This window comes from Paenibacillus sp. J22P169, from assembly GCF_059691995.1.
The window spans coordinates 3,112,803-3,128,394 of record NZ_JCAUAO010000001.1 but is presented as its reverse complement, the minus strand read 5'-3'; the positions used below and the strand labels follow the sequence as shown (position 1 = coordinate 3,128,394).

Below are 15,592 nucleotides of genomic sequence, written 5' to 3'. Positions count from 1 at the left end.
TATTGAAAATAAAAGCGACGGATTCCAACATGAAATTCTCGGCTTCCATTTTCAGGTCCTTTACGGTAACCATCGTTATAACAATTGTGGTGCTTTCCGGCATTCTACATGTTTATTTTGAAGATATCTCGTTAAATCAGACATACGGTCAAACGTTAACGAGTCTTGCCCAAACTAGTCAAGAGGCTTCGATTATGGCACTCAATGCCAGAACATTGGCGAAGCAAATTTATAACGATATGAACGTATCCAAGCTGCTTTATTTTTCTTCGGGAGATCCGCTGGATACAAGCATTGCCATGGCCCAATTGAATTCGTACCGGGCGACATCGCTATTCATTGACTCTATTTACATATATAACTATCAGAAGGATACGTTCTATACAAGTGCGGATATTAGCACGAATTCGGTGTGGAAGTCAGACGAGTTCTACGACACAACGGCTGTGGATCTTGTAAGGCACGCCTCCGATTATCAAACCTTAATGCCGATTCCTCGGAAGATTCCATTTGAGAGTTTGAAATTGAACATGCAGGAAAAGGAAAGAGGGTGTTACAGTTTCCTGCTCTATGACACACTCTCGCCTAAGGATGATAAGAACGTCATTATCGTAAATATTTCCGAAACACAAATGCACAAAAACATCGATGGGACGATCTCCAACTCGGATAAAAACACCTTTATTCTCGACAATCGGGGCATCCTTATTACGAATAGTTGGAAGGATGGCATGTTGACGGACTTGTCAGGTAAACCTTACATACATAAAGTGCTTGGAGACAGCGAATCGGAAGGTTATTTTGTCTCGGACTCAGATGGCGTTAAATCATTAGTCACCTACACAGCACCCGATGTGCTTGGCTGGCGATACATACGGATTGTGCCTTATGCCGACATTACGAGTCGCATTAATGATATGAGGCTTTACACCGTTGCGATTGCCGTTGCTATTTTAATACTCGGATTATTTAGCTCATATTTCATCACACGTAGATGGTCCACACATGTGAACCGTAAGCTCGTGAAATTATCGACACTGGAGTTGGAACGAAGAAACCATTTCCTCGCGCTGCGACAAGACTTGGTCCGTAATCTGCTCTTGGGATCGGGAAGCAGCAATCCAGACGTATTGGGGGACAAGTTCAAATCCTTTGAAATTGGCTTAGATGCAAGGAAACAATTCGCAGTAAGTGTGCTGAAGATTGACGGGTACCAAGAGCTAGTGGCCAAATATAGCGTAGGAGATCGGAGTTTGCTCAAAATCGGCATCATGAACATTACACAAGAGCTACTCGGACCTTCGTGCCAGTCGTTTGCCGTAGATATGGGGGACGAACGGATAGCAGTCTTATTTAACTTAGAGGAAAATGCGACGAATAGCCAGTCTGTTATGCCTGAAAGCCTTTGGCGACAAATTCAATCCTCCATAGCGGATTTCATCAAAGTTTCCGTTTCAATTGCTGTGAGTATGACAGGAGAGGATACGCGAAGCGTAAGTCGATTATATGCACAGGCCACGGAAGCTCTATTTCATCGGCTTTTTTTTGGTTACAGTTGTTTGATTTATGCGGATCACATTGAAGCGCTGAAGAACAAAGCCTATGTGTATCCGATTTCGAAGGAGAAGCTATTAATTGAAGAACTGATGCTGGGGCGGATTAATGAGGTGCAGCGCATTTTCCGTGAGGTCATTGAGGAAACCGCAGGCTATTCCTACATGTCTTATCATTTGGCTGTTTCACACTTGGCTTTCGCAGTGAACAACGCAGTTTCCACCATTCAGAAGAACAATGATATCTCTTTGAATTTAAGTGTCAATGCACTGCTCTCCGGTTTAAACGAGGCAGAACTGGTTGAGCACATGTACCAACCTTTCTTCGATGTATTCGAGCAGGTTTCGAATAGCTTGGATGATAAGAAAAGCACGAGGCATGACGAAGTCGTAGCTAAAATTATGGCCATTGTGCAGCAGAATTACATGCAACATGAGCTTTCACTGGATAGCATTGCTGAGGAAATGGGCTTATCTGCAACGTATATTGGTCGTTTATTTAAAAAGGTAACCTTAAATACGATTCTGAATTATATCATCGAGGTGCGCATGGCCAAAGCAAGGGAACTTCTACTCACTACAGAACTTCCTATTGGGGATACCGCAGAAAGAACGGGATTCTCAAACAGTCCATATTTTTATAAAGCGTTCAAGAAAATAAATGGCGTCACGCCTGCTGACTTCCGTAGAAACGGACGAATGCTTGATGGAAACATGCAAGATATTGGATGAGTGACCTAAAAAGCGTAAAAAGTGAGTACGGACGTGGAAAATAATGTATTCAGGCAGTGAAAAATGATAATAGTCGGATATGGTTAGTTGCTCCAAACATGGAAAAAGCTCTAGTATAGGGCTTGCAACCAAGAAAATTCACAATCCACAAAGGTTGGAGGGGAGTAGAGGATGACAGCTTTGAAAGGCTTCTGGACGGAATTGTCCAGGAACAAAATTATGTTTCTAATGGTAGCTCCCGCAATTCTCTTTTTTATCGTATTCAGCTATACCCCCATGGTCGGTATTTACTTGGCCTTCACGAAATTCAGCTTCGATGGGGGAATCTTCGGCAGTCCATTCATCGGCATGGAAAATTTCAAATTTCTGTACCAATCCGGTACACTATGGAATCTGACGAAAAATACGGTCTTGTTTAACTTAGCCTTTATATTCATCGGTAATTTCCTTCAGCTAATTTGCGCTATTTTCTTGAGTCAGATTATGAACAAATATTTCAAGAAAATAACCCAGTCGATTATGTTCTTGCCTTTCTTTATCTCATGGGTTCTCGTTGGCGCCTTCGTTTTCAACTTGTTCAACTCAGATACAGGCGTTATTAACACCATTTTGAAACAGTTAGGTGCGCAGCCGTATGATTTTTATTTAAATACGGCACCGTGGAAGTACATCATCGTGTTCTTCAATGTATGGAAAGGACTCGGGTATGGTACTGTCATTTATTTGGCAGCGATCATGAGCATTAGTGATGAATATTACGAAGCAGCCGAGATCGATGGGGCTCATATTTTCCAGCAAATTAGGCACATTACAATTCCTCTGTTGACACCGACTTTTATCTTACTCATCATCTTTAGTTTAGGTGGGATTCTCAAGGGGCAGTTCGATTTGTTCTATCAAATCATTGGCAGCAACGGGTTGTTGTATGACGCAACAGATATTATTGATACCTATGTGTATCGAGCGCTAGCGGTTAACTTCGATATTGGCATGGGTTCAGCGGCAGGGTTGTACCAATCGTTCTTCGGTTTCGTACTTGTTCTGACAGTTAATTATATCGTGAAAAAAGTCCGTGAGGATTACGCATTGTTTTAAGCAATTGCTTACGAAGCCAGTTTTGCAATTGCAATACGTTAGGGAGGACTGACATGAGACGCAAGAGAGATCCACAGACGATGCTTTTTATAGCCATTGCGTACGGAACGGTAGCGCTTCTATCGGTGCTTTGTCTGCTGCCATTTTGGTTAATAATATCGGGTTCATTTACTTCGGAAAATGAGATTATCGGAGAAGGGTTTAAGCTATGGCCGAACGCATTATCTATCGATGCTTACAAAGCGGTCTTTTCGAATCCTGATCAAATATTCCGTGCGTATGGAGTGACCATTTACATCACACTTATAGGTACGATCTTCGGATTGTTCCTAACATCCATGGCTGGTTACGTCATTGCTCGCAAAGATTTCAAGTACCGCAATTCGGTCGCGTTCTTCATGTATTTCACAACTCTATTTAGCGGGGGCTTAATCCCGTGGTACATTCTGATGGTGAAATACTTGGAATGGAAGGATAGTTATCTAGCCATGCTGATACCTGCGATGATCAGTGCTTGGAACATTATTTTAATGAAGAATTTTATGAAATCGATTCCAGACTCCATTATTGAGTCCGCACGTATTGATGGCGCGAATGATTTCACGATTTACAGTCGCCTCATTATCCCCTTATCCACACCAGGACTCGCAACTATAGGCTTGTTTCTTGCTCTGCATTATTGGAATGATTGGTTCACCGCCAACATCTTCATTACGACAGCAAGCAAGTTCCCGTTGCAGTTCTTCTTATACAAAATACTTGCCAATGCCGCCGTATTGCGTACGGACATTGCCGCTAATTTGGCGGCCGTCAATTTCAAAGCCCCTGCTGAAACGCTGAAAATGGCCGTCGCTGTTGTTGTTACAGGTCCGATCGTTCTCTTGTATCCATTCGTTCAGAAATATTTCGTTAAAGGACTGACCATCGGTGCAGTCAAAGGTTAGAACAACGGTTAGAACCGGTAAATCGGCTAACATAGATATCTTTTGTCCATTATAAGGAGGAGTCAAAATGAAAAGAAAGATCGGCACCCTTTTAGCCGTTGTTTTGTTGGCAGCAACTGCTCTAACGGCATGCAGCAGCAATAGCGGAACATCGCCTAGTGCATCATCCGCACCTGTAAAAGCAGAAGGGAATCAGACAACAGCGCCTACACCATCCGGACCGGATACATCTAAATCCGTGGAACTTGTGTGGTATTTGGTAGGTGATGTTCATCAAGATACACCGAAAGTTATGGAAGAATTCAATAAAATGTTGAAAAAAGACTTGAATGCGACAGTTAAATTAAACTTTACGACATGGAATGATTGGCAGACGAAATATAATCTATTGCTGACTGCTGGCGAGAAGATCGACATGATCTTTGCTTCCTCATGGGCAGGGTACTTCAAATATGCGAAGCAAGGTGCTTTCTTGGATCTGACTGCATTGCTTCCGAAATACGCACCACAAGTTCAGAAGCAAGTCCCTGCGCAAGATTGGGGCGATGTTACAATTGGCGGCAAGATCTATGCGGTCCCTAACACGAACCCAGAATTTACACCGAATGGGATTGTTTACCGTGAAGACTGGAGAAAAGAGCTGAACCTGCCAGAAATCAAAGATCTTGCGTCCATTGAGGCGTATCTCGACGGCGTTAAGAAGAATAAGCCTGGCGTGATTCCAATCAACGGAAGCGCATGGAACGAAGTGAGCACATTGTTCTCTGCTGTGACTGGTTATCAGACGATTGGCGGCGAGAGTAAAGTCATTGTAGCCAAAAACTATAACACGCCAAGAGATATTGTTGCGTATCCTTTTACACCTGAATATGCGGACTGGGTTAAAAAAATGAAGGAGTGGGCGGACAAAGGCTACTGGTCCAAGAATACACTTTCATCTAAACAAGAAGCTGGCGATTTAATCAAAGCAGGCACAGGTGCTATGTATTGGAGGAATCCGCCGGGCGCTGCGGGCTTCATTACAGATGTACAGAAGAAAGATCCGAAGATGGAAATCGGCTACTTCCCGTTCACTCGTATGCAAGGCTTTGCCATGCCTACGATGGCGATTGCCAACGGTATGGCTATTCCGAAGAGCGCAGCCAATCCAGAACGTTCACTTATGGTGCTGGAGAAAATCAGAACCGATGCGAAGTATTATAACCTGATCACATACGGACTAGAAGGATATAACTATGATTTGATTAACGATGGCAAAAACATCGTCACTCCGTCGAAGAGTCAAGATGCAACCAAGGTAACCGGTTATGGTATTGCTGATTGGGGCTGGAGAAACAAACCACTTATGAAAGTTGGCGTTGGTGGCTGGGATGGTTTAGATAAGTTAAATGATGAATTTGCAAAAATGAGCAAGCCGGATATTTTCTCACCTATAACAATGGACTACGACCCAGTGAAAACGGAATACGCCGCTGTGAATCAAGTGATGGAGCAGTATGGTAAGCCACTGATGATGGGATTAGTTCCGAACGTAGATCAAGCGATCAAAACGTACCAAGAGAAGCTGAAATCAGCTGGTATTGATAAGGTACTTGACTATGTGAAAAAAGAAGCAACGGCTTATTACGATGAAAAAGGCATAAAATAAGTACCAATTGATGTAAGGAACACTTGTAGGCCAAAAGGCGGCAAACGACGGGAACGTCGGAGCTGGCTGTTGGCCTCTCGTTTTTATGAAACCAATGGAGGTGTCATGGGAATGCGTAATGTACAAGTATGGGAATCTACGATCGATGAGACGAGAAAGTTGACACGAATGGAATCGATTCCAATTCGTGAGGGCATGGAGTTAAAGACGGAATATTTAATCACGGTTGATGAAACGGTGGCTTACCAGCAAATGGACGGGTTCGGCGCTTCGTTCACCGATGCATCGGCATGGCTAGTTGCGAACTCCTTAACGGATGAGCTTAGGGAAAAACTCATGCGGAAGCTATTCGACCGAGAGGACGGAATTGGAATATCGTTCCTGCGTCAGCCGATGGGGGCTAGTGATTTTGCATGGAAAATCTACAGCTATAACGATATGTTGCCTGGCGAAAGCGACTATGAACTTACACGGTTTAACATCGATCATGATCGGTCATATATTCTGCCCCTTCTACATCAAGCTGTGAAGCTGAACCCTGAGCTGAAAGTGATGGCTTCGCCTTGGAGCCCGCCTGGCTGGATGAAGACGTCAGATAACATGATCGGCGGCACGTTGAAGCCGGATTGTTATGCTGTGTATGCCGACTATTTCGTAAAATTCCTAGATGCCTATCTAGCTGAGGGGATTTCGATCTACGCGGTTACGATGCAGAATGAGCCAGGCTATGAGCCCAAAGAGTATCCGGGGATGATCGTGAAACCTGAGGAGGAAGCTTTGTTTATTAAGCGGCATTTGGGTCCTCAACTAGCGCATCGAAACCAACCTACCAAGATTATGTGCTACGATCATAACTGGGATGTACCGATGCATCCCGAAGCGATCTACGAAGACACCGAAGCTAGCCAGTATGTTGCTGGGACAGCGTGGCATGTTTATGGTGGACGACATGAAGCAATGTCGCAAATAAAGGAGAAGTACCCCGACAAGGATGTGTGGTTCACAGAGGCATCCGGCGGGCAGTGGATACCGCCGTTTCATGATGCTTTTATGGATCAGATGAAGCATGTCATCCGCACAACAAGGAACTGGTCGAAGTCTGTGATTTGGTGGAATATCGCCTTAGATGAGAAGAATGGACCTACCGTCCTTAAACGCAGCACGTGCCGAGGGATCGTAAAAATCGATCAACAGACGGGGGAGCTTACTTATAATCTTGATTATTACACGCTTGGTCATATCAGTAAGTTTGTGCAGCCAGGAGCTTATCGTATTGCTTCACCCACTTATGAAGATGACTTGGAAACGGTAGCCTTCCGAAACGAAGATGGCTCTAAGGTGTTGATCGTGTCGAACCGGACTACGGATGCGAAAAAGTTTGACGTTGTAAACGGAGGAATTAGCTTCTCATATACGATTGCTGGGGAAGCGGCTGTTACTTTGGTGTGGCGAGAGGATGAGTAAAAAGGCTGGGGAGGTACGCTTTTCCTTGATCACCCTTATTGTTCTGATTGCAATCGTAGCGATGATTGGACTGATGAAGTTCGCTTTTGGAACGGCGGAGCAAACAGTGGACGTCTGGCTTACCACGTCAGATCAAAGCAAGTTGCTTCATCAGGAAGCCCAATTGTCATGGCGTGAGGATAATGGGCAGGATGATAGTACAATAGTGGTCGATCCAGAGAAGAAGTACCAGCAGATCGATGGTTTTGGTGCAGCCATGACCGATTCATCTGCTTGGCTAATTGCAAACAAGCTGAACCCTGAGCAGAGAATGAATGTGATGAACAAGCTTTTTGACCACAAGCAAGGCATAGGGATCAGTTATGTGCGGCTTCCGATGGGGGCGACGGATTTCTCACTAAAGAATTACACCTACGACGATATGCCAGATGGGCAGACGGATCCTGAGCTTAGGAATTTTTCTATCGAGTATGATAAAGCCTATATCATTCCAACGCTTCTGAAGGCTAAGGAAATGAATCCCGATTTGAAAATAATGGGTTCACCTTGGAGCGCACCAGCCTGGATGAAGACGACGAGCTCTTTGATCAAGGGCAGCTTAAATCCCGATTATTATCAAGCCTATGCGGATTATTTTACGAAGTTTGTTCAAGCTTATGCTGCGGAAGGACTTACGATTGATGCCATAACACCGCAGAATGAGCCGCACTTTGAGCCTGATGGTTACCCTGGCATGCGAATGGAACCTGCGGATCAATTAAACTTCATCAAATCGTATCTAGGCCCTTCTTTTGAAAAGGAGAAAATAGGAACGAAGATCGTGATATGGGATCACAACTGGGATGAACCGTATTATCCAATTCAGATCCTCATGGATCCTGAGGCTAGCCAATACATTGCTGGATCAGCCTTCCACGGGTATGCGGGCGAAGTGTCAAGCCAGCAAAAAGTGCATGATTTATTTCCGAGCAAAGATATCTATTTCACCGAAAGCTCTGGAGGTGATTGGAATCCTGACTTCGCAGCCAGTCTGAAATGGGATATGCAGAACCTCATTATCGGATCAACCCGTTACTGGGCAAGAACCGTGCTCAAATGGAATTTGGCGTTGGATGCTTCCTACGGGCCAAAGAACGGTGGCTGTCCGAATTGTCGCGGTTTCGTGAAGATTGATCAGAAGAACGGAGATGTCACCTACAATTCGGAATACTACGCTTTTGGACACGCAAGTAAGTTCGTTAGATCAGGTGCTTATCGGATCGAATCGAATACATTTGGGAACGAGAATATTGAGGATGTTGCGTTCCAAAATCCGGATGGATCCGAGGTGCTAATAGCATATAACTCGGCGAAAGAAAGCCGGAAGTTTAAGGTGCTGCGGGGAAGTAAAGCGTTTTCCTATTCGCTTCCTTCCGGCGGGGTGGTTACGTTTGTTTGGACGCGGGAGCAAGGCAACTGACGCTATGGGCAGATTAGTGCAATAGCTTGTGTAAAGAAAGTAATAAAATGGAAACTTTTCACTTGTTCACTTCGTCTAATTTATTAGAACTAATCAAATGGGCAGTATTTTCTCCTTGCTCGGCTCCAATGGCGGGCAAGACATATCTCGATTCTGATCACCCAGAACTGGAGGTGAGTCATCTTTTGATTGCCAATATTCAGTCCCTTTGATGCATCAAACACGCTTTCAAGCATGAATAACAAAAGAGAATTTGTAGATCAATAGGGCAGATAAAAAGGCGAAGAGAGGGAAAACCAAATGACAAAGATTACAACGGGACAAAGCAACAGCGGCTTCTCCGAAACAGGGCTGCGCAGAATGCGCAACGTGCTGGCACGGCATGTCGAATCCGGGAAGATTCCTGGGCTCGTCGCCCTGGTCAGCCGAAACGGTGAGACACACGTCGATGCGATCGGGACGATGCGCCATGACGGTGGCGCGCCGATGCGCCGGGACACGATCTTCCGGATGGCCTCGACGTCCAAGCCGGTTGCAATCGCGGCGACGATGGTCTTGCTCGACGAGTGCAGGCTACGGCTGGATGACTTGGTAGAGCAGTGGTTGCCGGAACTCTCCGACCGGCGGGTGCTGAAGCGGATCGACGGCCCACTTGACGATACCGTGCCGGCGAGGCGGCCGATCACTGTACGGGACCTCCTAACCTCCACGTTTGGGCTAGGCATGGATATGACGTCGCTAGGCACTCCGATCATGAACGCGATCTTCGAGCAGGGGCTCACGCCAAATCTACCGGAGCCGGTACCCGAGCCGGATGAGTGGATGCGCCGCCTTGGCACGCTTCCGCTGATGTACCAGCCCGGGGAGCGCTGGCAGTACCACATCAGCAACGATCTACTTGGCGTGCTCGTCGCCAGGGTCACGGGCCAGCCGTTTGAGACATTTTTGCGCGAACGCATCTTCAACCCCCTGGGCATGAAGGACACCGGTTTCCACGTCCCCGCCGACAAGATCGACCGGCTGCCAACCCTCTACGCCCCCGACCCGCAGACCGGAGAGTTCAACGTGTGGGACGAGGCCAAGGGGGGACGCTATAGCCAGCCTCCGGCGTTCCAGGGCGGCGGCGGCGGACTGGTTTCCACCGTCGACGACTATCACGCTTACTTCCGGATGCTGCTGAACCAAGGGATGCACGGGACCGAACGGATCCTGTCCCGTCCGGCCGTCCAGCTGATGACCACCAACTGCCTCACGCCAGAGCAACAAGCCACCCGAGACGCCATGGCCAGAAACAACGTCCATGTGTCATTCGGCCAAGGGCAACACGGCGGCTGGGGCTTTGGGATGGCGGTGCGCACCTACCGTGGTGACTACGCGTCCATCGGCCAGTTTGGCTGGGACGGCGGAAGCGGTACTGCGACGTACGCCGATCCGGACAAACAGCTCACCGGAATCCTGCTCACCCAGGTCGGGGCTTCCACTCCGGATTCATCGTGGCTTATCCACGACTTCTGGACCACGGTCTACCAGGCGATCGAAGACTGATACCGAGCCCGCGCCTGGTACGGTAAGTAACTGTAACAAAATTGAAATCTTATATTCATGTGGCATTAATGAAATAAGCCTATAATAAAAGTCGACCCCCTTTAAAATATATACTTAGACCCTCAGCCCGTTGCTGAGGGTCTCTTTTTGTTATTAAACCAACGGGCAGTAGAGCGTGGTGGCAACCGGGGCTTTATCAGGTCTTATAGAAACGGATGCGGATGCGGATTGAGTTGTCCGGCAGTCAGAGCCTCTTTCGCATATTCAAGATCCGCCGGCACCTGAAGTACTCTTTTCAGCCCCGTCAAGCGTTGCAAGTGATGTCCGAACGTCATCGGAAGCATTCCCGGAATCAGAACTTTTACGCAATGCAGCCCGTTTCGCAGCGTTTCCAGCGACGACTGATCAACCACGATCACATCGAGGTTCAAGCGGCGAAACACCTCGATTGTGTCCTTCAGATCATCGGTCAAATCCGCATGACTTGCCTTACGCTTGAACTCCTCGTCAAACGTTCTGAGCGGACGTTTTCTGTCCAACAAAAATTGCAGCCGATCTTGTGCCTGTGGCAAACCGTACAGCATGGCATGATCCGCCATTTGCAAAACAAGAAACGGATCGTTGAGCATTTGCTTAATATGAGCCAGGCCCTCCTCAAAATTCTCTTGCAGGAAGTTAAACCTACCGGCCAATTCGTGAATGGCACTTTTTGCGGCCCGTACCGGATCCAAATGAGCTCCCGCCGCACAGATAAGATTCATCTTTCCGGGGCTCAAGCTTTTCGCGAGCGCCCAAATGCTCGGAATCCCATTCTCCATTGTCATGTTAAACAAGTGTACATCGTATCCAGCAACTTCGCGGAGCCTTTCGATCATGAGGCGCAGTTCCAGATCGTTAACAGAATTGGGGGCCAAGCGCGGGATAGGCAACTGCGCGTACCACGTCATCAGGAACGAGTCGCGTTCGACCACTTCCAAAATCCCGTACAAGATGGCTTCCTCCAAGCTTCCGCCTAACGCACACCCGTTGGAGCCTTCCTGAACAAAACTGTCACCGAATCCCGAACTGTAATATGCGAGACTCTCCGGAACAAGGATCGGACACTCTCGCACTAGCGAATAACCCCATACCCAATCGATCGGGAGGTCGGGATCAAACGGTTCGAACGGGAAATCAGGCTGCGAATACTGTTCCTTTGAGTATAACCCAAGCTTGGAGGGGTCGAGCGCATGATCAGCAACATGGTTGAAACTATCACAAGTTACGGACCGTTTGCCACGGGGGGTCATACCGCAGTGTCGCTCCAATCCTTCCAAGATCGCGGTTAATTCGCTTTCCGCATAAGAAAAGCTGTGGCCTCCCGTTACCTCATCTCCCATCAGAAACGACGGCATGTTGACCCCCACACCGGCAAACGGCGACACGAGGTCAAGCATCTTCGCATTAAAAACGCCGGTCCGGGAATCCATATAATCTTTGGCCAAATGTTGTTTCAGGTCGTCTATCGGCCGGCTGCGGTAACTATCGGGTCTTATCTTCGGCCTTGGCTTGAGCGAAATGTTGGCCGCCACCGATGAATCGTCGGGCAAATGACCGCACACCTCACAGAGTGGGTCAGACAGAATGAAATGGAGCGAGCTATTCAGAGTTTTTAGGTCAACGATATACATATGCTCCTCCGTATGGGCTCGGCTGCCCCGTAGCACTCGCTGTGTCTCGGCAATCAGCAAGTGAGCTGTATGCCAAAGTCCTGAAGGCGAAGATCTTGCGTGTTGTATGTCCCCAGGCGACGCCGTGAAACGCCTGTTATCCGCACATTGGGAGCATCCCGGCGTACCCGGACGAACCAAAGGCCCGACTATGCCCTCATCCATTGAAATAAAGCCCCGCAACCATGGTATGCTGGCCTTCTGCAGAGCCTCTTCAGCCTCGAAGTATCCGGAGGAAGGCCAGTCATCGTGCAGCACCACAACCAATTTCGCTGCTTTCGGTATGTCTGAAGTGAAATCTATCTGTCGAACAACCTGATAATGGTCATATAGCTCTCCGCATACGTAGTCAGCCAATAAACCTTCTCCGACAACTGATATGATAGCATTCACGAGTTCACCTCATCTCGCAGCAATGTGCCCAGCTCGTTTCGTCGGGTTACTACGCTAATCTCCCCGAGACAGAAGAGAAGGAACTGCCGGTTGGCAGCCCTTATGATTATTGATATCTTGGTTTAATTCCTGATTGTAGAACTTTGTCGATGTATTTGGTTGCAACGCCTTGGAATCTATCCATCCACTTTTTTAATAACACAAGGGGTATAGCATTTTATATCTCCAATAGAAAGCCGTTCTAAGTCAATTTTCTTCTTTTACCAACCTTCCTATAAGATGATTTCATTATATTTTAGTGATGACTAGTATATGCAAGTATTGGACTTTTAAAGAGATCCTATATGAATTTTCAGATCTTTTGACTGGAAAAGTGGCGTTTTTAGTAGGTGAACGACTGTTTATACGCATGAGTGGACTAGTATCCAATCGATGTTACCTACACAGGAGTACATTGTAGTGCAATGTATCTCTGTTGGCAGAAGAGGTGGACGTTCTTGACATCCCAAATTCGGAAAGAGGACGTACGTAAAATGGTCGGTAAAGAAATTATGGCACTGAAAAAAGACGGAACAATCGTATCAGGCAAATTGGTTAGAATTAGTGGAAACAAATTGATTGTAGCTCCACAAAAAGGTGAAAAAGTACAGGTTAAAGCGATCATCCCATTGGTTTTGTTTGATCTCTTAGCAATCGGCACTGAACCTTTTGGATTCGGTGGTTTTGGAGGTTTCCCATTTGGCGGGGGCTTTGGCTTCGGTGGTCCAGGATTTTGGTGGTAAGTGAAAATAGGGGGCTGTACCGAAAGATTATTTCGGCGCAGCCCTTTTTTAATTGAACTTTCTTTATAAGGGTGGGTTTCCTCGAGTGGGGGTTTCCTTAAGTATATGACATGAGGGACAAATAGCTGTACATAAAATTACTTGTGAAGAGTTGGGACAGATCGGGAATTACGGAGGTGGAAAATGATATGAGCCAAGACACTCCACATCAATTGCCGGAAGGGGTTCTCAAAGAGTATGCTTCTCAAATTGAATTTTTGGACAATTACGGTAATTCGGGTGCTTACCGGTTTCAGTTCTATCGTCATGCCAAAGTATTGGTGGTCGGCTCTGGTCCATTTTTGATATCGGTCATTTCTAAACTGCTTGTATCTGGAATTCCTAAGTTTCACGTGCTAGTCTCTGGCACAGGGCCGACTGATCGGCAACGGATGCAAAAACTGGCGGTACATGCCCGTAAAACAGACCCCGAGGTAAGAATAGAGGAAGTTACCCTGCAGAAGAAAGGGGTTAGTAGTTTGCGGGAGGCTGTGAGGCCGTTTGATTCAATCTTGTTTGTGTCACAAGAGGGTGAAATCGAAGAACTGCGGGTTCTACACGCTGTTTGTAGGGAGGAGAGGAAGTTGTTTCTTCCTGCAATATGTCTGGAGCAGGTGGGTCTGGCGGGTCCGCTAGTGCATCCGGACCTTGAGGGATGCTGGGAGTCAGCGTTTCGCAGCATTCACGAATCTGCGATTTATAAAGACCCTCGGCTGCACACCTTTTCTTTTACAGCGGGAGCGATGTTAGCAAATGTGATCGTGTTTGAATTATTGAAAAAGGTTACGGGAGCGAACGATGCGGAACAAAGGAATCAATTCTTCCTGCTTAATCTGGAGACATTGGAAGGAAAATGGCATTCGTTTATGCCCCATCCGCTTGTGACCGGACGTAATGCAGCTGAATGGATTCACGATATCGATCTGCAGCTCGAACGGAGATCAAGCAAAAGTGAGAACGGTTTACTTCCTTACCTCAGCCGATTGACATCGACTGAATCAGGGATTTTTCATATTTGGGAGGAGGGAGACTTAAAGCAGCTACCACTCTCTCAGTGTCGCGTTCAGGCAGTCGATCCGCTATCGGAAGGGCCGGCTGGTCTTATGCCAGACATTGTTTGTACAAATTTGACGCATGAGGGAGCGAGGCGGGAAGCGGGGCTGGTCGGGATTGAAGCGTATGTGTCGCGAATGGCCTGCCTGCTCGTTTCGACGCTTCCATCCTATCAGGAATCAGAGGGCTACAAGATAGATCAGCATGAATTTATCGGCGTTGGAGCGGGAGAAACGGTTGCGGAGGGTATTGGCCGAGGGCTACAACGGAGTTTGGCCGACGAACTGGGCAAGCGAATGGTATGTCATTTGCCTTCTGTCTTTCGAGTACAGTTGTCTACAATAGAAGATAAACACTGCCAGTTTTATTTGCAGGCCCTGACGACGATGAAGGGAGCACCAATGATTGGTTTAGGAGAGGAAATATTCGGATTCCCTGTGATTTGGGTCGGTACAAATGATCGTTGGTATGGTGGTGTAGGCTTGAATGTGACCCTGGCATTGCGGGATGCTTTGCAGCAGGCTTTGTTGGAGGCACAAAACCAACCGGCTTGCCTCACATCAAAAGTGTTGGAGGTATCGTCCGTTCATTCAGCTGAACAGGTGCCGCTAATCGTTGAGATCCCTTCATGTGAAGTGACGTTAGAATCGGTTGTTCTGCAGTCCGCCTTGCAAGTCTTGGAACGGAACCATAAGCAACTTTTGGTCTTAGATCTAGCAGTAGAACCGTTTTTGAAAGAGGAAATGGCAGGAGTGTTTGGCGTGTTGCTGCGCGAGGGGGTATCCCGGTGAGTGTTATCGTTATGATTGTTGGTGAGGGGATGTTAGCGGACACAGCTACTTACCACATATTTCACCCTTCATTTACCAGAAAAAAGTCACCCTGAGTTTAAGATGAAGGGTGACTTTTTTCTAGTTGTTATTTGTGTTGGATTAAGGAATTACCATACAAAAGCTGATGTGATGATAACCAAAAGAATAAAAAGAACCAATACAGCTGCTGCGCTTGAACCGTAACCTGCACAACTTCCACCATAACCTACTGCTCCCATGATTACTCATTCCCCTCTGGTGATTTGTCACTACGGGATAAAATATGATTGTTATAGAGTGATTGATTGGACGTATGAACCATAGCCGAGCAACTAAATTGAACTGAAACTGAGAATTAGTATTA

General features: G+C 46.8%; 11 protein-coding genes. 9 read left to right on the top strand and 2 right to left on the bottom strand.

The features are described from left to right. Positions 1 to 2: 2 nt before the first annotated feature. From AC58QG_RS14255 to AC58QG_RS14225, 7 genes are all read left to right on the top strand, one after another. Positions 3 to 2,285, top strand: coding sequence for a helix-turn-helix domain-containing protein (locus AC58QG_RS14255; RefSeq protein WP_497362672.1), 2,283 nt, complete (start codon positions 3 to 5; stop codon positions 2,283 to 2,285). Positions 2,286 to 2,456: 171 nt separating this feature from the next. After that, the gene (locus AC58QG_RS14250) at positions 2,457 to 3,380 is read left to right on the top strand and encodes an ABC transporter permease (protein ID WP_497362671.1); all 924 of its coding nucleotides are present in this window, start codon (positions 2,457 to 2,459) and stop codon (positions 3,378 to 3,380) included. An 80-nt stretch (positions 3,381 to 3,460) separates the two neighbouring features. Next, entirely contained in the window at positions 3,461 to 4,324 is an 864-nt protein-coding gene (locus tag AC58QG_RS14245) for a carbohydrate ABC transporter permease (RefSeq protein ID WP_497362859.1), read from the top strand. Positions 4,325 to 4,391: 67 nt separating this feature from the next. Continuing rightward, positions 4,392 to 5,972: an extracellular solute-binding protein gene (locus AC58QG_RS14240; RefSeq protein ID WP_497362670.1), complete on the top strand. Its 1,581-nt coding sequence runs from the start codon at positions 4,392 to 4,394 to the stop codon at positions 5,970 to 5,972. A gap of 111 nt (positions 5,973 to 6,083) precedes the next feature. After that, complete coding sequence (locus AC58QG_RS14235) at positions 6,084 to 7,436, top strand: glycoside hydrolase family 30 protein (protein ID WP_497362669.1); 1,353 nt, start codon at positions 6,084 to 6,086, stop codon at positions 7,434 to 7,436. Then, positions 7,429 to 8,895, top strand: coding sequence for a glycoside hydrolase family 30 protein (locus AC58QG_RS14230; protein WP_497362668.1), 1,467 nt, complete (start codon positions 7,429 to 7,431; stop codon positions 8,893 to 8,895). The genes AC58QG_RS14235 and AC58QG_RS14230 overlap by 8 nt, the downstream gene beginning before the upstream one ends. A 300-nt stretch (positions 8,896 to 9,195) precedes the next feature. After that, a complete protein-coding gene (locus AC58QG_RS14225; protein WP_497362667.1) occupies positions 9,196 to 10,440 on the top strand; it encodes a serine hydrolase domain-containing protein in 1,245 nt (414 codons plus the stop codon). Between the two features lie 203 nt (positions 10,441 to 10,643). Here AC58QG_RS14225 and AC58QG_RS14220 read toward each other — a convergent pair whose 3' ends face one another. Continuing rightward, the gene (locus AC58QG_RS14220; protein ID WP_497362666.1) at positions 10,644 to 12,542 is read right to left on the bottom strand and encodes a TOMM precursor leader peptide-binding protein; all 1,899 of its coding nucleotides are present in this window, start codon (positions 12,540 to 12,542) and stop codon (positions 10,644 to 10,646) included. 533 nt (positions 12,543 to 13,075) lie between these two features. Between AC58QG_RS14220 and AC58QG_RS14215 the strand changes: the two genes are divergently transcribed. After that, positions 13,076 to 13,324: a hypothetical protein gene (locus tag AC58QG_RS14215; RefSeq protein WP_497362858.1), complete on the top strand. Its 249-nt coding sequence runs from the start codon at positions 13,076 to 13,078 to the stop codon at positions 13,322 to 13,324. Between the two features lie 188 nt (positions 13,325 to 13,512). Then, a complete protein-coding gene (locus AC58QG_RS14210) occupies positions 13,513 to 15,207 on the top strand; it encodes a putative thiazole-containing bacteriocin maturation protein (protein ID WP_497362665.1) in 1,695 nt (564 codons plus the stop codon). A gap of 149 nt (positions 15,208 to 15,356) precedes the next feature. On the opposite strand, the gene AC58QG_RS14205 is transcribed toward AC58QG_RS14210, so the two are convergent. Beyond that, positions 15,357 to 15,467: a YjcZ family sporulation protein gene (locus tag AC58QG_RS14205; protein WP_497362664.1), complete on the bottom strand. Its 111-nt coding sequence runs from the start codon at positions 15,465 to 15,467 to the stop codon at positions 15,357 to 15,359. Positions 15,468 to 15,592: the final 125 nt, after the last annotated feature.